A 24,040-nucleotide genomic window follows, 5' to 3' on the forward strand; every position below is an offset into this window, starting at 1 on the left:
AATGAAGATAAGTTTAACCGCAAAGTTCACAAAGATTTTAGCGCAAAGTTCGCAAAGAAAATTAGCTTATAGCTTACTGCTTATAGCGTATAGCGGAATATTTATTTCCTGCAATGAAAAAAAAGCCGAAGAAACGCATGAAGAAGAAAAATCGCAGACAGAAGCCGCATTAACAGAATCTCAATATAAAACCGTTGGCATTGAAACCGGATTTGTAGAAAACAGAAACCTGAATAAAATCATTAAAGCGAATGGTTACACCACAGTTCCACCGCAAAATTCGGCTGAGGTTTCGACTTTAATTGGCGGAACAGTAAAAGATATTTATGTTTTAGAAGGGACATTTGTCAACAAAGGAAAAGTTTTGGCAACTATTCAAAATCTGGAAGTAATTGAAATGCAGGAAGATTATCATTCGGCAACAGCCAATGTTGAATTTTTGCATTTAGAATACAACCGTCAGAAAACATTGAGCGATGAAAATGTGAATCCGAGGAAAACATTTCAGGAAGTAAAAGCCAAATTAGCTGCCGAAAGAGCCCGTGTGCAGGCAGCAAAAAATAAGTTGGAAGCCTTGCATGTTGGTACAAAAGGCAGTTCGTCTTTAGTGCCAATTGTTGCGCCTATAAGCGGTTATGTTGGGAAAATCAGTATTGCTAAAGGCGCTTTTGCCCAAACCGGAGTTTCTTTGTTTGAGGTTGTAGATAATAGTCAGATGCATTTGGATTTGAATGTTTATGAAAAAGATTTGGGTTCGATTTCAATTGGTCAGGTAATCGATTTTGTGTTGACAAACCAATCTAATAAATCCATTAAAGGAAAGATTTTCGGAATCAATAAATCCTTTTCTAACGAAAGTAAAACCGTTGCAGTTCACGCCAAAATTGATCCCGCCGATGCTAAAGATTTAATTTCTGGAATGTATGTTTCGGCAAATATCAATATTGTAAATGCCACCGTCCCGGCTTTACCAAAAGACGCCGTTGTTCGAAATGCCGATAAATATTTTGTTTTTGTGCAGGAAGAAGAGCATAAAAACGAGAAAACAAAAGAAAAAGAAATTCATTTTAAAGCAATTGAAGTAATTCCCGGTACTACAGATTTAGGTTTTACAGAAGTTAAGTTTGTTGACAAAATTGAGCCTGATGCTAAAATTGTTACAGAAGGTGCTTTTTATTTATTATCTGCCATGAAGGGCGGGGGTGAGCATGAGCATTAGGTTATTTGCCACGAAGGCACTAAGGCGCGAAGGTTTTTTTTAAGCTGGTGTAAAATAATCTCGCAAAGTCGCAGAGTCGCAAAGTTTTTTCTCATTTTATGTCATTTCGACGAAGGAGAAATCTTCGCAAGAAGCTCGACAAAGATTGGATTCTCACTACGGAGTTACTCGCGAAGATTTCTCCTTCGTCGAAATGACAAATAGTACGCTTAATTCTCCAATCAAAAACTTTGCGGCTCTGCGACTTTGCGAGATTAAAAAACATTTTTACTTAAGAGTAATTACCACAAAATGATTAAATTTAGAGCATAATTTAAACGAAGTTTACAGAACAAAAAACCTGTCTCGATAGCTATCGGGATTAAACTTGAAACTCCAAAAATGATACATCAAGATTTAGAAATAAAAAATACTAAAGATAAAACCAAACCATCCTGCTGTTGTTCACACGACGAACCTGTACATTCAGATAATGACGGACATGACCACGGCCACGATCACGAACATGGAGCCGAAGGCAGTTTGTTTAAATTATTCCTTCCATCTATTATATCTCTTGCTTTATTACTTATAGGAATTGGTTTTGATTATTATTTCCCTCAAAACTGGTTTTCAGTATATGTTCGAATCGCCTGGTATGTCATTGCATATCTTCCAGTTGGGCTTCCGGTTTTGAAAGAAGCTTATGAAAGCATAGTAAAAGGCGATGTTTTTTCGGAGTTTTTCCTAATGTGTATTGCCACAATTGGAGCTTTTGCAATTGGTGAATATCCCGAAGGTGTTGCCGTTATGTTGTTTTATACCATTGGAGAAACATTTCAAGGAATGGCGGTTACAAAAGCAAAATCTAATATTAAAAGTTTACTGGATCAGCGACCGGATGAGGTTAATATTTTAGAAAATAATATTGCCGTAAAAATAAAAGCTAAAGATGCTAAAATAGGCGATATCATTCAGCTTAAAGCAGGTGAAAAACTAGGTTTAGACGGCGAATTATTATCAGATTCGGCTTCGTTTAATACCGCAGCTTTAACGGGAGAAAGCAAACCAGATACTAAAAAGAAAGGCGAAGCTGTTTTAGCCGGAATGATCAATGGAAATACAATTGCACAAGTAAAAGTGACAACGGCTTACAACGATAGTAAACTTTCGAAAATTCTGGAATTGGTGCAAAATGCGACAACAAAAAAAGCGCCTGCCGAATTGTTTATCCGCAAGTTTGCCAAAATTTATACACCAATTGTAGTGTATTTAGCAATTGCAATTTGTTTACTGCCAATGCTTTTTGTCGATAATTATGTGTTTAGCAACTGGTTGTACAGAGCTTTGGTTTTTCTGGTTATTTCTTGTCCGTGTGCTTTGGTTATCAGTATTCCGCTTGGTTATTTTGGCGGAATTGGTGCTGCAAGTAAAAACGGAATCCTATTTAAAGGAAGTAATTATCTCGACAGTATTTCGAAGATTCAGAATGTGGTGATGGACAAAACCGGAACTATGACCGAAGGAGTTTTTAAAGTTCAGGAAGTCATTATAAAACCTGATTTTGATAAAGAAGAAATCCTGAAACTAGTTAATGTTTTAGAAGGTAAAAGTACACATCCCGTGGCAACGGCGATTCATAATCATGTTGGTGTAATTGATTCTTCAATAGAACTAAAAAACGTCGAAGAAATTTCCGGACAGGGATTAAAAGCTGAAGTAAACGGAAAAGAACTGCATGTTGGAAATTTCAAATTGCTGGATAAGTTTAATATTTCTTACGATATTGATCCAGGTTCAGTAGTTTATACCACAATCGCCATTGCTTACGATAATAAGTTTGCAGGTTATTTAACCATTGCCGATGAAATCAAGGCAGACGCGCAAGAAACAGTTTCAAATCTAAAAGCATTAGGTGTTAAAATAACCATGTTGAGCGGGGACAAAACAAATGTCGTTAAGTTTGTGGCCGATAAACTCGGAATAAAAAATGCTTTTGGAGATTTACTTCCGGAAGATAAGGTCAATAAAGTAAACGAAATCAAAGCTAAAAATGAAACGGTAGCTTTTGTAGGCGATGGTGTAAATGATGCGCCGGTAATTGCTTTAAGTACCGTAGGAATTGCAATGGGAGGTTTAGGAAGCGATGCTGCAATAGAAACTGCCGATGTTGTAATTCAGGATGATAAACCGAGTAAAATTGCAATGGCAATTAATATTGGAAAACAAACCAAAAAAATTGTCTGGCAGAACATTGGTTTAGCTTTCGTAGTAAAAGCTTTTGTACTAATTCTGGGCGCGGGCGGACTTGCCACAATGTGGGAAGCGGTTTTTGCCGATGTTGGTGTAGCTTTACTGGCGATTTTAAATGCGGTTCGAATTCAGAAGATGAGGTTTTAGTTTGATGAAATTCTGCCTTATTTTGATATATTAATAACTGATATAAAACATTCTAATTGTTTTATATAGAGAGATTTTGTAACAGAAAATATATTTAATAATTTATGAATTGGGATAATTATTTATTAGAAGAAAAAGCACCATATGGAGCAATAGCTCATTTAGGAGTTTTAGAAGGAAATGTTTCTGGAATCTATGATTTATCAAAAGTAGATAATGATACACGAGTTCTGAGCTTATCAACTCCACTTAAAAAATTTAAAAAAGCGTATACAAATTTTTCTTCTTTGATTGTAAATGAAAAAATTGAAGCTATTTATGTCAATGACATTGATAAAGAACGTATTTCAGTTTTTTCAGCATTACCAAATTTAAAATATCTACAAATAAGTTCAAACAAGCAGGACGAAATTCCGGATTTAGATTCTTTAAATTCAGTAGAGGTTTTGATACTTGCAAATGTCACAAAAATTCAAAATCTAGATTTCTTAAAAAATATGAAGAATTTAAAAACCCTTTATATTTATGGAATAAATAATTTATATGACTTAACTCCAATTTCTACTTTAATCAATTTAAAAGAACTAGATATCGAGCATGGAAAGATGAATGGTACCGGAAAAGCTGTAAAAAGCATAAGTCCATTAAAATCATTAACTCAATTAAAGTATCTCAGATTGGCGGTGAAAATAGAAGATGAAAGTGTTGATCTTAAATCTTTATATGGATTAAAAAACCTTCAAAAAATTACGATACTTCCTAGATATTTAAAAACTGAAAAGTGGAAAAGCTTAATAAATGAATTGCCTTTAATAAAATAGGTTTTAAAATGATTTACACCAAATTAAATAAAGAAATCGAAAAGTATTATAAGCAAATTGGTATGTATGCTGAATTGCAGTTCTAAAAGATTATGAAGATTATTCAAAGAAAAATGAAGCAGAAAGAATAGAATAGTTTTTTATTTGATAATAAAAGGTTTGAACGGTATAGCAAAAATTGATAAGTTGGATTTGCAAACTTTAAGTGAGTTTTTAGATGAAGTCGAGAAAGAAATACAAAATAAAAGCCCATTTCATAATAGAAACGAGCTTTGTTATTTTGATTAATATTAAAAATTATCTTTTGCAAACTGATCGCAAAACTCTTTTATAGTTTGTCTTACAGTTCTAAACTCTTGTAAAATTTCTTCTTCAGTTCCTGCTGCTTTAGCGGGATCACTAAAGTTTTGATGTATTTTGTGAGCTTTTGACGGAAAGAACGGGCAGCGCTCTTTTGCATTATCACAAACCGTAATTACAAAATCAAAATCTATATTTTGGTATTCATCAACATGATTTGAAGTATGATTAGAAATGTCAATTCCATCTTCTTTCATCGTTATAATGGCTCTTGGATTTACTCCGTGCGTTTCTATTCCGGCGCTGTAAATGCTGGCTTTATCGTCTAAAAAGTATTTTAAATAACCTTCGGCAATTTGACTTCTGCAGCTGTTTCCTGTGCAGAGTACTAAAATGTTTTTTGTCATAATTTAAACTAATAACCAAATGATATTGATGATGCAGAATTTTGGCTCAAAGCCAAAAATAAGCTGCAGCACAATTACAGATGTTGTAATGATAATAGGTTTCTTGTATTTAATTATTTTCTGTTTCATTTAGCAGCAGCCCGAATTTGGAGAACAGCTATTGGCTTCGCTTTTGTAGAGTTCCGTTAAAGCTATTTTTTCTTTTGATACAGGAACGCCGCATGCTTCTTGTGCCAGACAAGCCGTAGTTTTGTTTTTTAGAATAAAATGAGTTCCGTTAAATTCTAAATCATATCTCCCGATGGTTTCATTTTGGTATTCAACTTCAATTTCAAAATCTTGAATATTTAATTTTTCTTCTGATAATTTAATGATATTCAGAAGTTTGCTTGGTTTCAATCTGTGTTCAAAATCATTTGCATTCCACAACTGAAAATTAACGGCACTTTCGTCGCGAATTACGCCGCCGCAGTCAATAAATTTTTTATTGGTAGTTCCAACTTCAGTTACATGAAAATGTTCAGGAACAAAAGCTCCGTTTTCTAATTGAAATACAACATTTTCCAAATTTGGAAGAATGTTTTTAATGTCTGATAGTTTCATTGTTTTTTTATTCTATAGTTATAATGCAATATTGCGATATAGATTTACAAAAAAAGGTTTAACAGCATTTCTGCTCTTTTGTAACAGCAATAATATTAGAGAAATAAGCTTTTAAAATATCAAAAGTATTTTCATCAATGCAATAGCAAATAGCATTTCCTTCTATATTACCTTTTATAAGTCCGGCATTTTTTAATTCTTTTAAATGCTGCGAAACAGTAGGCTGGGCAAGTGGAAGTTCGTTTACAATATCACCGCAAATACATTCATTTACTTTCAAAAGATATTCAATAATAGCAATCCTCGCCGGATGTCCCAAAGCTTTTGCTATTGTGGCAATCTGATTTTGTTTATCTGTAAAATGTTCTGTTTTAGTAGCTCCCATTTTATTTAATTTTAATATAGCAATATTACGATATAGATTTTTTAAAAGCAAATGTTTTTTAAAATATTTAGATATCAGAACTTTTCAATTCCTATTTTAACTTAATAAAAAGGCCAATTCAAATAAATAATGAATTGGCCTTTCTTGATTTCTTTAAAAATTTAATACCGTAACAGTTCCGTTATTTTCTAATCGAATATCCGTTTTGTTGTTTTCAGAAGGCGTTTGGGTTGGATACCAATTTCGATTTGGTCTTACTAAAATCAATAAACCTTCGTCATCGCCAATTGCGGCAAAAACTTCACTGTTATTGTTTTTAGAGAAAAAGCTTAAGTCATGTTCTGCGATTAACTGATTTCCTAATTCCAGCGGATTTTCATTGACAATTCCAATCTCGCTTATATTCAAAATAGATTTAGAACTAAATTCTTCCGTTTGGGCATTATTGAGATCATGTCTAGCAATAAACTCTAATAAATTACCATTATTATCATAGAAATATACAGCATGAGCATTCCAGTTTTCAAAATGAGTAATCACATTTTGATCTTCAATAGTAATTAAATTTACTTTGTCTTTACACCATTCAATAGCTTCGTCCAGTTTGTTTGTCGGGATGTTGAAAGCGAAATGATAAATGGATTTAAATTGCGGATTTTCAATGAATTTTAAAATAGAGTTTCCGGCTTTAATCGTAATATATTCTGAATCATTTTCTATAATCGAAAGACCTAGAATATCTTCATAAAATGCGGCAGTCTGTTTTATATTGCTGGTTTGGATCTGGATGTGTTCTAATTTCATGATGGTATTTTTTATAAAAAGAAAAAGCTTCTTTTCTGTTTCAAACAAATTTAGAAAATCAGAATTCTAGTTTTATCAGCAGACTATTTTATGCTTCAATAGAAATATAGAAAAAGAGTATTGTTGCTTTGATAAAAGTTATGTGTTTTTTAACCACAAAGGACACTAAGGTTTTTGCTAAAAGACTAAAAAGATTTAACGCAAAGTACGCAATGTTTTTTCGCAAAGTTCACGAAGATTTTGAGAGAGTTTTATAAACTCAAAGTTCACAAAGCTAAACGTAAAGCTTTGTGAACTTTGAAAAAAACTTTTTCTTTCTTTTAAGCTTAGCGAACTTTGCGAAAAAACTTAGTGCACTTTGCGTTATAAATCAGGGATAAAATCTAATTAAGAATCAAACTTACTTTTTGAGACAAGCTTTTCGCTAATTCCGGTTTATCGCTGTTATTGATAATCCAAGGAATCAGTTTTCTTTTTTCTATAATTTTTTCTTTAGAATAAACCAGTGTAAAATACTCAGCTGGCGAATGGATATTTTTTTCAGATTCTGAAAGCTCTTCGTAATAATAACGGGATTTTTTTAAGGAAGGATATTTGTTTAACAAATAATCGTTTACGGTATAAGTTGCACCTTCTTTATACAAATCGTTGCGAAGAATTGGCGTTATCGTAAGCTTTTTGATATTCAGTTTTAAACTGTGATAAGTGTCTCTTGTAAAGGAAAAGTCAGAAGATTTAAGTTTTCCTTTTTCAGATAACTGCCGAATAGGAGAAAGGCGAACATAATCGCCGTTTATTTCGACTACTTTAAAAATAAGATAATTGAATTGTGAACTTTGGCTTCCATTTGAACCTGTTTGCTTGCTAAAAAGGAAACTTCCCATTTGCAATCGATGCTCTGGGGTGTTCATCGCTTTTTTCCACATATAGGGTTTATAAACGATTTCTCTAAAGGTATAAAAAACAGCAAGAACTAATATACTTATTAAAAGTAGTTTTTTCATTAATTATAATTTGGGACTTATATTTAACAGTTTTATTTCTAAATTTTCGCTAAAAGTAATAAAATACTAATATCTTTCTTTAAAAAATGAAAATATTTTTTTGTTATTTTTTGTCGCTAGGAACATAAAATTTTAACGCAAAGTCCGCAAAGGTCTCGGTAGATTTTTAACGCAAAGAGCGCAAAGGTTTACGCAAAGAGCACAAAGATTTTGTATAAGAGAGTTTTTTAAAACTCGAAGTTCACAAAGCTATGTGTATAAATATAGCTTTGTGAACTTTGCAAAAAGACTTTTTCTTTTACTAACCTTAGCGAACTTTGCGTAAACCTTTGCGCTCTTTGCGTTAAAAAAACTCAGCGCTATAAAAAACTTAGCGTTTAAAATTCCTCCATCCAACACCAATCAACACTAAATTGAAAAGCAGTAATGGCAAAAACGCCTTTATATAACTTGTTTCTGATTTATCATTAAACTTTTCCACTTTAAAATTCTCCCATTTTTGCTGAGTAACTGCTGCATTATCAAATATCTTTGGATAAAAATGAAGTCTTAGTTTTTCATGAAATTGATTGGTTTCTTTCAAAAATAAAAGCTGGTTTCGTAAATCAGATTTTGCGATTTCATTCAATTGAATCTGAGTATGCAGCGTTGGAATAAACTGTGCAATCCATTCGCTGGAATTATTTCGCTGTTCTAATTTCGACTCTAATTCTTTTGATTGTATGGCAGATTCATCATCTCCCATTTGCTGCATCGCATAATACCAAAGCCAGCTGAATTCACTTTCCGGTAAAGTGTAATGTTTAAACTGCGGATAATGTTTATAGAATTTATTCAGCGTTTGCTGTTTATCCATATCCCATTTTTCATGATAGGCATTTCGCTGCGTAAGCGTTAATTCTAACGCTTCGGGAACTTTATATTTATTGATAATATAGGTGTTGATTCCGGCAGGAAGAATGATAATCAGAAATAACCAGATTGTCAATAAAATAACAGCATTGAAGTTTGAATTCTTTTGAAGTGAAACAATGAAAAAACAAACCGCAAACCAGAATAAAATATATAAAACTGCGATTCCGTAAAATAGGATAAACGCTTTGTCAATAGGAATTTGCAAAAGGAAAACTGCAATTACAAGTATAAAAGACAAAAGTCCAATTAAACTCAAAATTCGAATATAAAACAGTTTTAAAATATATAAAAAGGTGTTTGGGCTTTGTGTTGCTACGATTTTCCAGGTTCCTGATTCTTTTTCTTCGGAAATAATATTATACGAAAAAGCGATAATCAAAAGCGGAAACAGATATAAAAGCACAAAACTAAAATCGATATTTCCAGATAAAAGATTACTTGGATTATTGAGTTCCGAATCGTATTTCTGAGCTTCCAAACCCCGAATCGTCACACTTTGTATGGATGGATTTACATCACGCTGCCCGATTGCTAAACTGCTAATTGGTAAAGTGTTATTGACCAATGAAAACTTGATGTAATAGAGCAGGAGTCCAATTTCGTCTTTATGAAAAGCGGCGTTTCTGGCCATATGTTCTTTTTGGTAAATGGCAGCTTCATCTATATTATTTTGCTGTTTTTCCTGAAACTGACGGCCAATTAGAAGGCTTATAAAGCCAATGATTAATAAAAAAAGTAAGCCAATTTTGGTACCTTTTGAGCGGATGAAATTTTTAAATAAGAGAACTAACATATTAAATGGCTTTTAGGTTTTTAGCAGCAATTTTGATCAAAACAAACAGCAGGATTATCCATAGCAATATGGAGATGACAGCAGTGATTTCGGACTTTAAGACTTCCCAAACTGGTTTTGGTTCATAATGAAATTCTTCAATAATAGACCAGTGTCTTTTGTCAATTGTTAAAGGTTTATCCTTTGGTCCGGGTTTTTTATTGCTGATGTATTTTATTTGTAACGCATTCATTTTCTGCGCCATATTGTAACGGTATTTTTCAGCTTGCTGCTGAAAATCGATGTACGAATCATAATCTGTATTGGATAATCCCATTGATAAGTTTTTCATGGCTATGTATGGATTTACGAATGAAACAGCTTTAGAAAAACTATTTTGTTTTTCGTAAATTTTTAGAAGATCTTCTAAATGTTTATTATAAATATCTGAACTGATTCTTTCGCCTTCGGTCATAATAAATCCGGAATAATTAAAAGGAAGTTTTTGTACCGAATCGACTTTGTAAACACGTAACAAAGAATCTTTTATGGCTTTATAATGCACATCATTCGGATTATGACTGTCACCTTGTTTCAGGATGTCTTTTTCAATATCAGAGTTAAAACGGATTTTCGAAGGTGCTTCATATAAATACGCTCCAATTGCCTGTGTTGTTCTTGGCAGAATAATGGTCAAAATAAGCCAGATTCCAATTAAAGAAACCAACGCTTTTTTTGAGGTTTTGCTTGACGCCGAAACCAAAACGGCAACGACACAGAAGAACATCAGATAAATAAAATGAAAACCAATAAACAATAGCATTTTTATCGTTTCATCTGCCGAAATACTAAAGTCCTGAAGCAGTAACCAAATCAAAATCAATACAATTATTGTTGGAACAAAAAGCAGCATTACAACGCTTGCAATCCCAAGGATTTTACCAAACAAAAGCTGTTTCCAATTAATTCCCTGACTTAAAAGGATTTTTAAAGTTCCGTTTTCTCTTTCGTAAGCAACTGAATTAAAGCCAACAAAAAAGATCAGCAAAGGCAGTAAAACCTGCAAAACCATGGCAATACTGATTTCGCCAAAACGGAGCATACTGTTTGAGAATCCGGCTTCAGAGAAATTGGCGGTATTTTGTTTGTGCGCTTCGAGGAAAATAGCATTTCCGAAAAACGGTTCCATCCCAAATTCAAAAACACTTAAAGAAGTACTTTTTCTAAAAGCGAAATTCCCGTAATGCGCCATTCTATGCGGATTTTTGTCTGGATTTTTCAGCCAGTCTTCGCGGGATTCATGTTGATATTTTTCGCTGGTTTCGTTTTGGCTTTTGTAATTATCCCAGCCTGAAAAAGCGGCGAATAAAAGCAGCGCACCAATAAAAAGTGTAATAATATAAATCGCCGAATTTTTAAAAACAGCATTTTTTAAATGCCTGGCTATAATGATTTCTTTATCTAATAATTTCATAATTAATTAAAATTTACCTGTTGAGTGTAATTTGTTTAAACACATAGAAACATAGTTTTTAGGTGATTTAAAAAAAGGCGTTTCACTTGCATAAATTCACATAGCTATTGTGTTAGAAACTAGTTTCTTTCAATTATCTTCTTTAGAAAAAAAATCTATGTTTCTATGTGTTTAAATATTTTTCAACTCAACGAATTAAAATTTATAAGTTACGGTAAGGCTTACGTTTCGTGGACTTCCGGGAAATAATCGTAAGTAATTCTGCGCGCCAAGCCAATACGTTTTGTTTAATAAATTGCCGGCATTAACAGCAATCTGCACATTACTTTTGCTTGGTTTGTAAAATAAAGCAGCGTCAAAAATCGTAAAATCAGGAAGTGTAAAATCTCTTGTAAACCAAGGCACTTTAGAGCTTTGATACTGCATTCCAAGACCAATTCCTAAATCCTGCAAAGCAGAATCTGAAGCAAAGTTGTATCTGGTCCATAAGTTGGCGCTGTTTTTTGGCGTGTTTTGTTTTCTGGCACCAATTAAAGCCGGATTATTGTCTTTTATAATTTCGGCATCGATATAACTATACGATGCATTTATCTGCCAGTCAGGCGTAATGTAACCTGCTAAATCGCACTCAAAACCACGGCTTCGTTCTGCACCTCTTGTAACCAATAAATCAGGATTTACAGGATCATTTGCATTCATCAAAATATTGCGCTGTCTGATTTCATAAATCGCTGCGTTAAAACTCATTGAGTTGTCTAAAAAAGTCGTTTTTATTCCTACTTCTTTCAAATCACTTTTAAGCGGATCAAACAAACTTCCGGCTGGCAATGAACCCGTTTGAGGCATTAGAGTAACCGTATTCGATTGCGGCTGATAGCCTTCGAGATAAGTTGTGTAGACATTTATCGCATTATTTACGGCATAAGTAATTCCAACTCTTGGCAGCAAAGCCGATTTTTTTACTTTCAGTTCGTTATTGGTTTCGTAGTTCGTAATATCTTCAAACCACTCGTTTCTCAAACCTAATAAAAAAGTAAATTTTTCCCATTGAATCTGATCCTGAATATAAATGGCGTTTGTTGTAGTCAATGCCGATGGAAGCGCAGTTCGAACATTTAGTGTATAATCTTCCGGGCTTGTAATTTTATAAATGGGATTGTTCAGGTTGAAATATTCAACATTTGGTTTTGGCAATACAACGCCGTCAACTGTAATGGTTTGGTAATTTGAGGCATTCGCCAAAACAAAAGAACTTGCAACCGTACCATCTTTTAATAAATAACCTCTGGCTGCGTTTTGCCCACCGCCTTTATTTTTGTTCCAACTGCTTAAATCGTAACCCGTTAATAATTTATGATTGAGTTTTCCGGTTTTGAAATCAAAGTTTAAAAAAGCACTCAAATTATCGATATCCCAATTTTGCTGACGCTGCACAAACTGCATCATTGCCAGACTTGTTACAGGCTGATTGTTGATATCGACCGCAAATGCATTTGTAGTTCTGTGTTCCTGAAGATCTTCTGTCCAGGTTTGTTTCATGTATGATGCATTAAAACCAATTTTAGAACTGAATTTATGGGCAAAATTGGTCATCAAAATCATTTCTTTCGACTTAAAAAAATCACTTGATGATCCCAAATTTAAGCTGATTGGGGTTTTATTTAAACTTGTTTTTCCGGCAACAGCACCAAAAATAGGCTGTCCTCTGTCAAGATTTCCATTCATATCGCTCAATATCAATTCGGTATTAATGGCCGTTTTTTCATTTGGGATATAACTGAAGGAAGGCGAAATCAAAAACGATTTATTATTCACTAAATCACGAAACGATTTTGCCTGTTGATAGGCACCATTTACACGATACAAAAGTGTTTTTGATTCGTTTAAAGGGCCTGTAAAATCAAGCGTTCCGCGTAAAGTGCTGAAACTGCCCACGCTCATACTGATTTCTTTTCGGTCAATTGCTAAAGGTTTTTTGGTTACCATATTGATGCTTCCACCCGGATCTACAGATGAAAATGTCGCACTCGACGGACCTTTTATTACTTCAACTCGCTCAATATTACTCGTTAAAGGCTGTAAAAAATAATACTGGCGAGTTCGCATTCCGTTGATAATCTGACCTTCTTCATTTTGGCTAATGCCTCGAATCGTGTATTGATTGTAATAACTTGCCGGAATCACACCACTTGCCATTTTTACGGCATCGGCGAGATAAAAAGCACCTTTATCTGTAATAAGTTCTTTGGTTATGGTTGAGATAGACTGCGGAATATCTTTGTTTAAAGCTGCCGTTTTTGTGGCAGCAAATGAATAATCGCTGGTGTACTTTTTTGTCGAACGCCCCACGATTTCAACGGTTTGTAATTCGGTTCTGGCCATTTTAACAGAATCCTGAACAATACTGTCTGTGTTTTTTTTATTAGTCTGCGATTGTATGGAATGTGTGGCAATTATTAAAAATAAAAAGAGAATTATAGGTTTCATTTTATACTTTGATTGGAAATATATCTTTTCCTTTAAACGGTTTGTAAATACAAGTCTTCGAGTTCGTTTGCTGAGATTTTATCGGCTTCGATTACCGTGACTAAATTTCCCTGCTTCATAATGCCAATGTGCGAAGCGACTTCTCTGGCTCTGAAAATGTCATGCGTTGCCATTAAAATTGCCGTTCCGTCGGCAGAAAGTTCTTTTAAAATCTGCGAAAACTCGTTGGAAGCTTTTGGATCTAAACCGCTCGTAGGTTCGTCTAGTAAAAGCACTTTTGCTTTTTTGGCAATCGCAATCGCAATTCCCACTTTTTGGCGCATTCCTTTAGAATATCCGCCTAAGTTTTGATCGTGCGCTGCGGGCTGCAAACCGGCTTTATTAAGGAAATAAGTTAATTCTCCCGCAGAATATTTGAATCCGGCCAAAGACGAAAAGAATTTTAGGTTTTCTAAACCCGTTAAATTGGGATATAACATTACAGTTTCGGGAATGTAAGCAACGTGTTTTTTGGTTTCCTGATTGTTTTGAGTAACCGAAATGTTATTGATTTCCAATTCTCCCGATGTTGGTTCGATAAAACCTAAAAAAAGATTGATTGTAGTGGTTTTTCCTGCGCCGTTTTGTCCTAAAAGCGCAAAGATTTCGCCTTCGTTTATGGTTAAGTTTAAAGAATTCAAAGCGGTATGATCACCATATTTTTTGGTGAGATTTTTTGCTGTAAGCATAGTTTTTATGTATTTGGTAAATTGATTTTAAACAGATATAGAAACCTCAGGCTTTTACTTGTTTCGTAAAGGCTTAATATGATTTTCTAATTTTGAGAAGTGGTAATTTACTACAAGGATAAAAAGGCTGATTTGAGTTCCAAATAAAGGAACTAAACAGCTGTAAAACAGTATTTCTTTTTACCCAATTTTGAATAGGTAAAAAGCTGTTTTATTTAAAAATTAAAATGTAGTAAATTAAATGAATGCGGGAGGTGCACGCAGTGCAAAGAGACTGCCTTTAAAAAATGCTGTATAAACCTTCGAATAAAAGAATGTATAAGAGGTTTCAGCCGTTATTTTATGAAATGATAAGGTCTGAAAAGAATTCGGAATAAAGGTACTAAAGGCAAAATGGCAAATATGACAATTGGCATCGACCGAATGGCTGTGCGTTATTTGTTTTTGCCCCGCAATAGTTTTATGCTCACAGTGTTTCTCAGAAGCCTGTCTTAAAATATGCTCGTAGGAGTGAACCGTCTGAAACAGCATGGCGAACAATACTGCAAAAGACATCAGTAAATTTACAACTACGATTTTCTTTTTCATTCGGTGGTATTTCTGCTGCGATATTAACTGTTTAATTATGAAACAAATAAACGCAACAATGTTGCAAATATAAATATCTTAATTTAGAAATACACTAATGCAACATTATATTTTTAATGAAATACCAGTAAACCGCCTGAATTTATTGATTTTACAAATTACTGTATAGTAGTTGCAGTGTATGAAAATCAGAAGATCCGTCGAAGTATTTATGCAAAACTTCCTGAAAAACCGGTTCTGTATTTTGAATACTTGCAAAAAGCGTCATACAGGATTGCAAATTTTCAACATCTGGCGTACCAAATATATCTACAGCTTCGAGTTCGTCTTTTTTGACTAATTCTTCTGTTATTTCTATAAGGTGTTTTCCTAAAATTGGATGCTCCAGAAAAGCGATTGCTTCGTCGGCATTTTTAATTTCGTAGAATTTTGATGTATCGCTGGAACCCATTCCTTTTATCTGCGGAAAAATACACCACATCCACGGAGATTCCTTTTTACCTTTCTTAATTTCATCAAGAGCAGTTAGATACAATTTATTTTGTGCATCTAAAAACCGAAGTAATTCATTGTTGTTGTAAGCCATTCTTTACTTAATTGATTTGGGGGTATCAGATCATAAAACTACAGAAAATATGTTTAGTTGTACATTACAAAACCCTTTTTTTACTGCTATTTTTTTTGAATATTACGAACAAAAATTGTTGAAAAAAATACCGTAAAAATTTAGCTGCAAAAAGATTGAAATAGCAAGCTAAGTTCTTAATGTTTTTGCCACGAAGACGCGAAGGCACTATTTTTTTATCTCGCAAAGTCGAAGAGTCGCAAAGTTTTTGTTTAAAGAAAAATATTCAATAGCGTCCAGCTTTAGCTGGATGTAAAAATACAGGCAAAGAAAAGGCTTAGCCAAACTTTACTAGTTCGGCTGAAGCCTTTTTGCTATTGAAATAAAAACCTCCAGCTAAAGCTGGAGGCAATTGATTTTTATATTATAAAACGTATTGTTTGTCATTTCGACTGAAAGGAGAAATCGCACTCGTAAATTTAGAAAGAGAATCGCCAATCTTTGTCGAGTTTCTAGTGCTATTTGCTTCGCCTATTCGCTATCGCTCGAGTCTTCTTTCAGTCGAAATGACATAAAATGAGAAAAAACTTTGCGACTCTGCGACTTTGCGAGAGATTTTACTTATAAGATTTCACAAAAACTTATTCAACAATCGCAGGTTTCCTAACGTTCTTTCCGACTTTATTAGTCAAATCATCGCCAAGATCTTCTCTGGCAGTTTCGGCTATTTTTTGAATCTCTGCTACAATTTCAGGATATAATTCCTGAACATCACGAATTTCACCCGGATCATGCGCCAGATCATACAAAGCAAGTGGAACTTCAACAACAGCGCCTTTACCTCGTAAACCACCTTTTCCAGGAAGATTTTTATTATATGATGTGCTTTTGTGCGGGAAAACCAATTTCCAGTGTTTGTAGCGAATCGCTTCAAGATTATTGCTTCCTACACCAAAATAATAATAGAAAGTATCTCTGGGGCCTTTATTCGTTTTTCCTGTCAATAAAGAAAGAAAATCCAGACCGTCGATTTTATTTTCAGGCAAAGCAGATTTGGTTATGTCGGCAATTGTTGGTAAAAGATCCATATTCGTCATAAGAGATCCGTTTACAGTTCCGGCTTTTATTTTTCCGGGCCAGCGAATCAAAAATGGAACTCTGGTTCCGCCTTCCCAAGTGGTTGATTTTCCTTCTCTAAAACCACCAGATGATCCTGCGTTGTCACCAAAAAAGAGCCACGGACCATTATCGCTGGTTACAATTACAACCGTATTTTTGGCCAATCCTTCTTGATCTAAAGTTTTTAATATTTCGCCAATAGACCAGTCAATTTCCATAATAACATCTCCAAATAAACCTAAATCACTTTTGCCTTTAAATTTATCTGAAACAGCCAAAGGCGCGTGCGGCAGCGGATGTGTGAGATATAAAAAGAATGGCTGTTTTTTATTTTTTTTGATAAAACCCACTGCTTTTTCGGTAAAAACTGTAGTTAATTTAGATGCCTCTTTTATGTTTCTAATAGTATCTATAACAGTCGTATTGCTGATTAATGGAAGAGGAGGAAAGGTAGAACGCAGATCTTTAGGATCGGTTACCAATGAATAGCCGTCGTAATCAATTGGCCATACATCATGAGAATACGGAATCCCGAAAAACTCGTCAAATCCATAATTTGTAGGCCAGTATGGCAAATTATTTCCTAAATGCCATTTGCCGTAATTAGCGGTTTTATAGCCTGATTTTTTCAAAAGTGAAGCGATTGTTTCTTCTTTTGGATTAAGGGCATGTTTTGCCCCCGGAAGCAGTACGCCCGACATTCCAATTCGGTTTGGATAACATCCTGTCAATAAAGCCGCTCTCGATGCCGTACAAATAGCCTGAGCCGAGTTAAAATTAGTCAAACGCATTCCTTCCTTCGCCACCTGATTAAAGTGTGGAGTAGGGATTCCCGTCATTCCGTAAGGTTCAGTATCTCCGTAACCCATATCATCCATATTGATAATAACGATATTGGGTTTTTGGCTTTTACTTTGGGCGGTTATTTTACTGCTAATGAAAGGAATTACTAATAAAAGCAGCATTAGACTTTTTCTCATAATTTGTGTGGTATTTATTGGGATAGCTAACTACAAATATAACCAGCAAAAATGAAAAGTATTCTTCTTGGGATAACTCTTTTGTTTCAAATAAATATAAAATTGTTATTTCCTGAGAGTTGAAACAGGATTATAGTGTGAAATATTTTATTTGATATATCAAATAATTATATATATTTGATATATCAAATAAATTTAAATGTAATTGATTTAAAATGAAGCAGAAAAACCCAACAGGAACGGTTCTTTATACCATAGAACAGGCTATAAAAGAATATAGGAAAGTTTGCCAAAAAAACATTGAGAAAGTAGTAAGTGATATTACTGTTGATCAATGTTTGGTGTTAATTATTTTAAATGAAAATGAAAAAATTTCTCAAATTGAAATTGCCAAATTAATTTTTAAGGATAACGCTTCCATTACAAGAATTATCGAATTAATGGTTAAAAAAGATTATTTGATAAGAGAAGCAAATGAAATTGATAAAAGAAAATCAAAGCTTGTAATTACAGAAAAAGGCAGGGAAACAATTGTTTTACTAACGCCTGTTTTTAACCTAAACCGTAAAACTGCTCTTGACGGATTATCATTCGACGAAATTGAATTACTGGACAAATTACTGCATAAAATAATTTCAAATTGTAAAAAATAATAAAGATGAAGCAACTTATAAATGTGATATTACTGCTATTATCAATTGGTGTATACGCACAAAAAGAACCTGATTTTACGGGGTTAAGTAAAAAACAAGTTATCGATTCGCTGGGTAAAGAACTCGAAGAATTTTACATTAGACCGAATGCAATTGAAAGTATTCAGAAAAAATTGAAAGAGAATTTTAATGCAGGAGTTTATAAAAACAGTGTAACGCCAAATGAATTTGCCTCAAAACTTACTATGGACCTTTTAGAGGTTAGCAAAGATTTACATTTTAGAGTAATGTATGATCCGGAATGGACTGATCCTCTGCAAAAAAATGAAGATAAAAAGGCACAGGAAAAAATTAAAGCAGCAGAATTAATTGAGGCAAAAAACAGGAATTTCGGATTTCAGCAAGTACGTATTTTAGAGGGAAATATTGGCTATTTAGCATTTGATTATTTTGAAGATCCTGCAATTGGGAGCGAAACAGCCGCTTCTGTGATGCAGTTTTTAAATAATACAGATGCACTGATTATTGATTTGCGTAAAAATAATGGCGGGGCAATGGAAATGGGGCAGTTTATTAGCAGTTATTTTTATTCGAATAAAGAATTACCGCTTTATAAATATTATTATTACGAGAAAAACAGAAAAAAAATTGAAAGAGAAATGTGGCTGCTTCCGTCTGTTCCCGGTAAACGTCTGGCCGATATAAATATCTATATTCTAACAAGTTCCGTTACATTTTCTGCTGCAGAATGGATGAGTTATTCGCTTCAAAATTTAAAACGTGTTACGATTGTGGGCGAAAAAACGGCTGGTGGAGCGCACCCAATAAACCGGGTAGGAATATCAAATGGTTTTTCTGTAAATATACCTTTTGGCGAAGTCAAAGATCCGGTTACGAATCTGGATTTTGAAGGAAAAGGCGTTATGCCGGATGTTTTATGTAAGAGCGAAGAAGCCATAAATACGTCTCATTTATTAGCTTTGAAAAATTTAGCCTTAAAAAATAAAGATTCATTAAATAATCTTAACTGGTTTATTCCGGTTATTAAAAACAGACAAAAACCATTACATGTTGATAATGCTGTTTTAAAATCATATCAAGGCAAATATGGAAAATCTGAATTGGTTTATGAAGGGGATAATTTATATTACAGATGGAATAATATCGTTACTCTTTTATTGACTCCAATTGAAAAAGATTTATTTCTGGTTGATGGAACAGATGAATATCGTATAAAAATTGTTTTCGAGAAAAAATCTTTAGCAGCGATAAAAAGAATTTATCATAACGGACAAGAGAGAGTTTATAAAAAAGATAAAGTTTAACCCTTAAAAGCTACAAAGTTTTATCCCAATAAATTGAAAACCCCAATAGATCCTAAAATCTATTGGGGTTTATTATTTTAGCTTATTTTCTAAACTTAAAAAATAAAATTATTGTTTACTTACTGGGATTGCTTTACTGGAAGCATTAGTTTTTATAAAATAAATTCCAGTTGCTTGTTCAGAAATTGAAATTACATTTCCTTTTCCTTGTTTAATTTTACTTCCTGTTGCAGAAAATACAGTCCATTCCAGTTCTTTTGATAAATGGAATATTCCTTTTGATGGATTTGGATAAACTACAATTGCATTTGGTTGAGCATTTGGATTTTCAACTCCAAGATGGCAGTCATGAACCATATACGTAACCTCTTTTGTATTACTTCCTTCTGAATTGCTTACGGTAAGTGAAACTTCTTTATCCCCTTCTGTAGAATAAGTTACAGTATGAGGACCAACTCCGGTTGCTGTTGCAGGCTGTGCGTCAGCTCCAAAATTCCATAAATAGTTATCGATTGTACCAATAGAAACTGATGTGAAAGTAACAGGTTCATTTTCGCATCCCATTTGTGGTGTAAACTCATAATCGGCTACCGGGCTGGTAATTCCAGCCAATACAAATTCCATTTTGTTTACGTTAATGTCATTTTCATCAAAATATAAAGTAATGACATGATTACCCTGCGTTAAAGGAATATTAGGAACGGCAACAGTCTGCCATGCCTGGAAACCTCCTGTATTTGGGATATTTAAAATTCCGGTAACGTTTACACCGTCTACTTCAAGATGTAATTTTCGGTTAAGATAAGGCGTTGAAATTCTTAAATTGATGGTATAATTTCCGCTGGTACTTACTCTTGCAGAATATTTCAGCCATTCGTCTTTTGCTACATACGCAAGATTATATCCGCCTTCGTTACAAGCTTCAGTTCCTACGCCGTCGCCAGCTCTGTAAACATTATCTCCGCCGCCGTTTTTATCCAGAAAAGCGCCCGGACCAACATCATAATTTTCTGCTTCAATAATTCCCGGAATCTGAGCAACTAAGCCCTGATATGGTGCATTTTGAAGTACAGTAGCTGTATAAAATGCTGTATAAGTAATTGTTCCTGTTGCTGGCGCCGTAAAAGTTTGATTTGCAGCTCCGCCCTGACTCCAATGGTCAAAATCGTAACGCGTATTTTCAATATACTGAGGCGTTGGTGCATTTAAAGTTTGTACCGCTGCATTTGCCACAACTTGTTTTGTAGAAGGTGCCGTAACTGGTTTTTGATTGAATTCTAAATTAAGCGGAACCGGCGAACTTGTCGCAGTAACATCAACTAAATTAGGTTTAATATCAACAAAAGTAGTAGCGGTTAAACCATCGCTGTCGGTTACTTTTACCGTAAATCGGTACCACACATTTGGTGTTTTTTCTCCTTGGTTAGAGGCTGTAAAGTCGCCTGATTTTACACCTTGCGGACTTGCACCAGGATGTGAGTGTCCGGCTCCCGGAATATCTTCGTGAAAAAGATCAATACTCCATGAAAATGCACTTGCAGGTAAAGTTCCGTCCTCAACATCTGTTGCTGCAGCTTCAAAATGAACTACATCTTCAGCATTCCATTTTAATGATGGAAGCGGAGAAATAATCGTTACCGTTGGTTTATTACTGAAAGGTTTTACCGTTAATGTTGCCGGATTACTGGTTACATTTCCGGCTGTATTAGTTACAATAACTTTGTAATCACCAGCATTTGCATTTGTTACATTTGGAATTGTATAAGTTGCTCCGGTTGCTCCGTTAATATCTGTATTGTTAAACTGCCATTGATAAGTTAAACCTGTTCCGCTTGCCGAAACTGTAAAAGTTACCGGATCTGTTTCCATTATAGTTTGAGAAACCGGATGATTTACAATTGTTGGTGCAGCGGTTGCTATATAGTCTAATTTAATTAATGAACCATTATTTCCGTATTCACAGTAATAAATGAAACCATCATTTCCTAACATCATACCCAATACCTGAAATTGTGGTGCCGAATAAAATTCTGTAGAAACGGGATTCGCAACATTAGGATCAAACCAGCGAATTGCATTTCGGACAAAATCTTTGATAATGAATTTCCCTTGCAAATTAGGATAACGTGAGATTGTTGGATTATACAAAACTCCATTTGTTAAAGCATTTCCAATACTTCCCGTTGCGTAAGTAAATATTGGATTTGTAAATAAATCAGTTTCGGTTTGCATTCCGTCGCCTCCCTGCGGATGTCCCCAGGCATAATTGCGAATTGTTGGATTGCTGATTTCATTAATTTCTTCCCATGAAGTTCCAACATCCAGTACAAATAATTTATCGGCAACAGCATTGGGAACAAGTCTCCACGGATTTCTAAATCCGTAAACCCAGATGCTTTGTCTTTGTACAGAACCGCTTCCGTAAAATGGATTTCCCGGTGCAGGAAGTCCGTCTTCTGTAATACGAAGAATTTTTCCTTTATAAGTGTCTAAATCCTGAGAATTGGTATTTTGCTGACTGTCTCCAACGGTTACATACAAAAATCCATGGAAGAATTTTAAATCTCCGCCATTGTGAAATCCGTTACCAATAGGTTCTAAAAGTAAAATTTCCTGTCTGCTTACTACTTGGTTAGCATTGTCAATTTTGATTCTTTCAATTTTATGTCTGACTTTTTCTCCTGCTGGTTGTATAGAATAAAAAACATAAACATAACCGTTTGTTGCAAAGTTAGGATGCAGCGTTAATCCAAGTAACCCTTGTTCGTTATCTGTTACGGTAGGAACGGTAAATACATTTGTAACGGTGTTGTTTTGAAACACTTTTACAATCCCGCCGCGTTCTGCTATAAAAATTCTTCCGTCTGAAGATTGTTCCAGCGAAAGTCCTTCTTTGATAACCGCAGTAGGAGCAAGGTTTTGCGTGATGTATTGCGAATAGGATTGTGAAGAAATCAATAAAGCAAAAGCTATTATTAGATGACTAAGCAATTTATTTTTAATGTTAAATTGTAGATTTTTTCTCATAATTATTCAGAATTTATAGTGATTTGGGTAATCAAATTTAAACTTTTTCTGTATAATTATTTAGTTTACTAAAATTTCTTTACGATATCGATTTAGTGATAATGCCACAAAGGCACTAAGGCACAAAGTTTTTTTTACACAATCCTTAATAATTATCGGGATTAGGTTAAGTAGATTTTAAAATCATTTTAATCCTTTTAATCTGTGGCTAAAAAACTTTTATTTGCCGATAATTTCTTTTCGGTGTAAAGTTCCCCAGTCTTTTAGGGCCATGATAACATCTCCTAAAGATTGACTGTGCTGGGTGCGTGAATATTCAACCGTTGGCGGAAAAGTATCATAAACCGTTCTGGTAACAAGTTTATTGATTTCGAGATCTTTTAATTCTTTCGAAAGCATTTTGTCCGTGATTCCGTTGATGTCTTTTGAGATTTCTTTAAAACGTTTTGGTCTGTCAGACAAAGCAATTAAAATAGGTAATTTCCATCTGCCGCTTAAAACTTCTAAAGCATCCCTTACAGGCAATAGTGCCGCCATGCATTCTTGTGGTTTACAATCTTTATCTTCTTTTTTGAATGTTCTTACTGCTGTTTTTACTTCTGCTTCCATATATATCACATTACTATCTTCAAGGATAGCGCTATCCTCGGGGATAGTACTATAAAAGAGATAGCAAATGTAGATAAGTTTGTATCGTAAAACAAATAATTTAAATCATGAGCCAAAAAATTCTACGCATAATTACCAGCACAAACGGAGACACTTCGTTTAGTAATCAATTATCAAATGCTATTATCGAAAAACTAGCAGCACAAACAGAAACGGAAGTACAAACACTAGATCTTACTCAAACACCTTTACCTTATTTAACAGGTTCGCATATTAATGCTGTTTATACACCTGCAGAAGCACATACGCCAGAACAAACAGACGCATTGAAATATTCTGATTCAGCAATAAAAACATTATTAGAATCGGATATAATCGTGATTGGTGTGCCTTTATACAACTTCGGAATTCCGGCAGTTTTAAAAGGATGGATCGATCAGGTTGCAAGAGCAGGAAAAACTTTTAGCTATAGTCCGGAAGGAGCAAAAGGATTAGTTACCGATAAAAAAGTATACTTGTCAATCGCTTCCGGAGCTATATTTTCTGAAGGGCCATACAAAAGTTACGATTTCTCGGAATCATATCTTAGAACTGTATTAGGCTTTTTAGGAATGACAGATGTTACAACTTTCCGTGTGGAAGGAACTGCAATTCCTGATTTTGCAGAAAATGCTTTACCAAAAGCTTTATCTTCTGTTGAAGAATTTGCTTTTTAAAAAAGAAAAGAAAATAAGAAATCTGCCAAATCTGCGTGCAAAAAAAAATACTCCCGCAGATTCAGCAGATTCAGTGGATTTATAAAATGAAATTAAAACCTTATATTCTGTTGAAGAATTTGCTTTTTAAAAAAGAGAGAAATTAAAAAATCTGCCAAAT

At 34.1% G+C, this 24,040-nt stretch carries 21 protein-coding genes; 6 read left to right on the plus strand and 15 right to left on the minus strand.

Features of this window, described 5'->3' with window-relative positions:
• Nucleotide 1 precedes the first annotated feature (1 nt).
• The 3 genes from ACODSB_RS21590 (at nucleotide 2) to ACODSB_RS21600 (ending at nucleotide 4,419) form a co-directional block, all read left to right on the plus strand.
• On the plus strand, nucleotides 2–1,219 hold the full coding sequence (locus ACODSB_RS21590) for an efflux RND transporter periplasmic adaptor subunit (protein ID WP_488938539.1): 1,218 nt from the start codon (nucleotides 2–4) through the stop codon (nucleotides 1,217–1,219).
• Between the two features lie 381 nt (nucleotides 1,220–1,600).
• Nucleotides 1,601–3,598 (plus strand): heavy metal translocating P-type ATPase, encoded by a 1,998-nt coding sequence (locus tag ACODSB_RS21595; RefSeq protein WP_488938540.1) that lies wholly within the window; start codon nucleotides 1,601–1,603, stop codon nucleotides 3,596–3,598.
• Nucleotides 3,599–3,702: 104 nt separating this feature from the next.
• A complete protein-coding gene (locus ACODSB_RS21600; protein ID WP_488938541.1) occupies nucleotides 3,703–4,419 on the plus strand; it encodes a leucine-rich repeat domain-containing protein in 717 nt (238 codons plus the stop codon).
• Between the two features lie 290 nt (nucleotides 4,420–4,709).
• On the opposite strand, the gene ACODSB_RS21605 is transcribed toward ACODSB_RS21600, so the two are convergent.
• The 13 genes from ACODSB_RS21605 to ACODSB_RS21665 form a co-directional block, all read right to left on the minus strand.
• Nucleotides 4,710–5,126 carry an arsenate reductase ArsC gene (locus ACODSB_RS21605; protein WP_488938542.1) on the minus strand — a complete coding sequence of 139 codons (417 nt, stop codon included), beginning with the start codon at nucleotides 5,124–5,126 and terminating at the stop codon, nucleotides 4,710–4,712.
• A gap of 3 nt (nucleotides 5,127–5,129) precedes the next feature.
• Nucleotides 5,130–5,255 (minus strand): hypothetical protein, encoded by a 126-nt coding sequence (locus ACODSB_RS21610; RefSeq protein ID WP_256379778.1) that lies wholly within the window; start codon nucleotides 5,253–5,255, stop codon nucleotides 5,130–5,132.
• A complete protein-coding gene (locus ACODSB_RS21615; RefSeq protein ID WP_488938543.1) occupies nucleotides 5,256–5,729 on the minus strand; it encodes a DUF6428 family protein in 474 nt (157 codons plus the stop codon).
• Between the two features lie 58 nt (nucleotides 5,730–5,787).
• Entirely contained in the window at nucleotides 5,788–6,114 is a 327-nt protein-coding gene (locus ACODSB_RS21620; RefSeq protein ID WP_053470308.1) for an ArsR/SmtB family transcription factor, read from the minus strand.
• 153 nt (nucleotides 6,115–6,267) lie between these two features.
• Entirely contained in the window at nucleotides 6,268–6,918 is a 651-nt protein-coding gene (locus ACODSB_RS21625) for a VOC family protein (protein ID WP_488938544.1), read from the minus strand.
• A gap of 383 nt (nucleotides 6,919–7,301) precedes the next feature.
• Nucleotides 7,302–7,922 carry a hypothetical protein gene (locus tag ACODSB_RS21630; protein WP_488938545.1) on the minus strand — a complete coding sequence of 207 codons (621 nt, stop codon included), beginning with the start codon at nucleotides 7,920–7,922 and terminating at the stop codon, nucleotides 7,302–7,304.
• Between the two features lie 370 nt (nucleotides 7,923–8,292).
• Nucleotides 8,293–9,630: a DUF3526 domain-containing protein gene (locus tag ACODSB_RS21635; RefSeq protein ID WP_488938546.1), complete on the minus strand. Its 1,338-nt coding sequence runs from the start codon at nucleotides 9,628–9,630 to the stop codon at nucleotides 8,293–8,295.
• Between the two features lies 1 nt (nucleotide 9,631).
• Nucleotides 9,632–11,083: an ABC transporter permease gene (locus tag ACODSB_RS21640; protein WP_488938547.1), complete on the minus strand. Its 1,452-nt coding sequence runs from the start codon at nucleotides 11,081–11,083 to the stop codon at nucleotides 9,632–9,634.
• A gap of 195 nt (nucleotides 11,084–11,278) precedes the next feature.
• On the minus strand, nucleotides 11,279–13,570 hold the full coding sequence (locus ACODSB_RS21645; protein ID WP_488938548.1) for a TonB-dependent siderophore receptor: 2,292 nt from the start codon (nucleotides 13,568–13,570) through the stop codon (nucleotides 11,279–11,281).
• A gap of 32 nt (nucleotides 13,571–13,602) precedes the next feature.
• Nucleotides 13,603–14,298 carry an ABC transporter ATP-binding protein gene (locus ACODSB_RS21650; RefSeq protein ID WP_488938549.1) on the minus strand — a complete coding sequence of 232 codons (696 nt, stop codon included), beginning with the start codon at nucleotides 14,296–14,298 and terminating at the stop codon, nucleotides 13,603–13,605.
• Between the two features lie 237 nt (nucleotides 14,299–14,535).
• A complete protein-coding gene (locus ACODSB_RS21655; protein WP_488938550.1) occupies nucleotides 14,536–14,886 on the minus strand; it encodes a hypothetical protein in 351 nt (116 codons plus the stop codon).
• A gap of 151 nt (nucleotides 14,887–15,037) precedes the next feature.
• On the minus strand, nucleotides 15,038–15,472 hold the full coding sequence (locus ACODSB_RS21660) for a DUF1810 domain-containing protein (RefSeq protein ID WP_488938551.1): 435 nt from the start codon (nucleotides 15,470–15,472) through the stop codon (nucleotides 15,038–15,040).
• Between the two features lie 620 nt (nucleotides 15,473–16,092).
• Complete coding sequence (locus ACODSB_RS21665; RefSeq protein ID WP_488938552.1) at nucleotides 16,093–17,550, minus strand: sulfatase family protein; 1,458 nt, start codon at nucleotides 17,548–17,550, stop codon at nucleotides 16,093–16,095.
• A 215-nt stretch (nucleotides 17,551–17,765) separates the two neighbouring features.
• On the opposite strand from ACODSB_RS21665, the gene ACODSB_RS21670 reads away from it, so the two are divergent.
• Both ACODSB_RS21670 and ACODSB_RS21675 read left to right on the plus strand, forming a co-directional pair.
• On the plus strand, nucleotides 17,766–18,203 hold the full coding sequence (locus ACODSB_RS21670) for a MarR family winged helix-turn-helix transcriptional regulator (protein WP_180857900.1): 438 nt from the start codon (nucleotides 17,766–17,768) through the stop codon (nucleotides 18,201–18,203).
• A 5-nt stretch (nucleotides 18,204–18,208) separates the two neighbouring features.
• Nucleotides 18,209–19,528: a S41 family peptidase gene (locus tag ACODSB_RS21675; RefSeq protein ID WP_488938553.1), complete on the plus strand. Its 1,320-nt coding sequence runs from the start codon at nucleotides 18,209–18,211 to the stop codon at nucleotides 19,526–19,528.
• 108 nt (nucleotides 19,529–19,636) lie between these two features.
• Here the strand turns inward: ACODSB_RS21675 and ACODSB_RS21680 are convergent, their stop codons facing one another.
• On the minus strand, nucleotides 19,637–22,555 hold the full coding sequence (locus ACODSB_RS21680) for a PQQ-dependent sugar dehydrogenase (RefSeq protein ID WP_488938554.1): 2,919 nt from the start codon (nucleotides 22,553–22,555) through the stop codon (nucleotides 19,637–19,639).
• A gap of 219 nt (nucleotides 22,556–22,774) precedes the next feature.
• Nucleotides 22,775–23,164, minus strand: a complete 390-nt coding sequence (locus tag ACODSB_RS21685) for a winged helix-turn-helix transcriptional regulator (protein WP_082356351.1) — start codon at nucleotides 23,162–23,164, stop codon at nucleotides 22,775–22,777.
• Nucleotides 23,165–23,271: 107 nt separating this feature from the next.
• Between ACODSB_RS21685 and ACODSB_RS21690 the strand changes: the two genes are divergently transcribed.
• On the plus strand, nucleotides 23,272–23,880 hold the full coding sequence (locus tag ACODSB_RS21690; protein WP_488938555.1) for an FMN-dependent NADH-azoreductase: 609 nt from the start codon (nucleotides 23,272–23,274) through the stop codon (nucleotides 23,878–23,880).
• Nucleotides 23,881–24,040 lie beyond the last annotated feature (160 nt).

It is taken from the genome of Flavobacterium sp. FG68, from assembly GCF_057808895.1.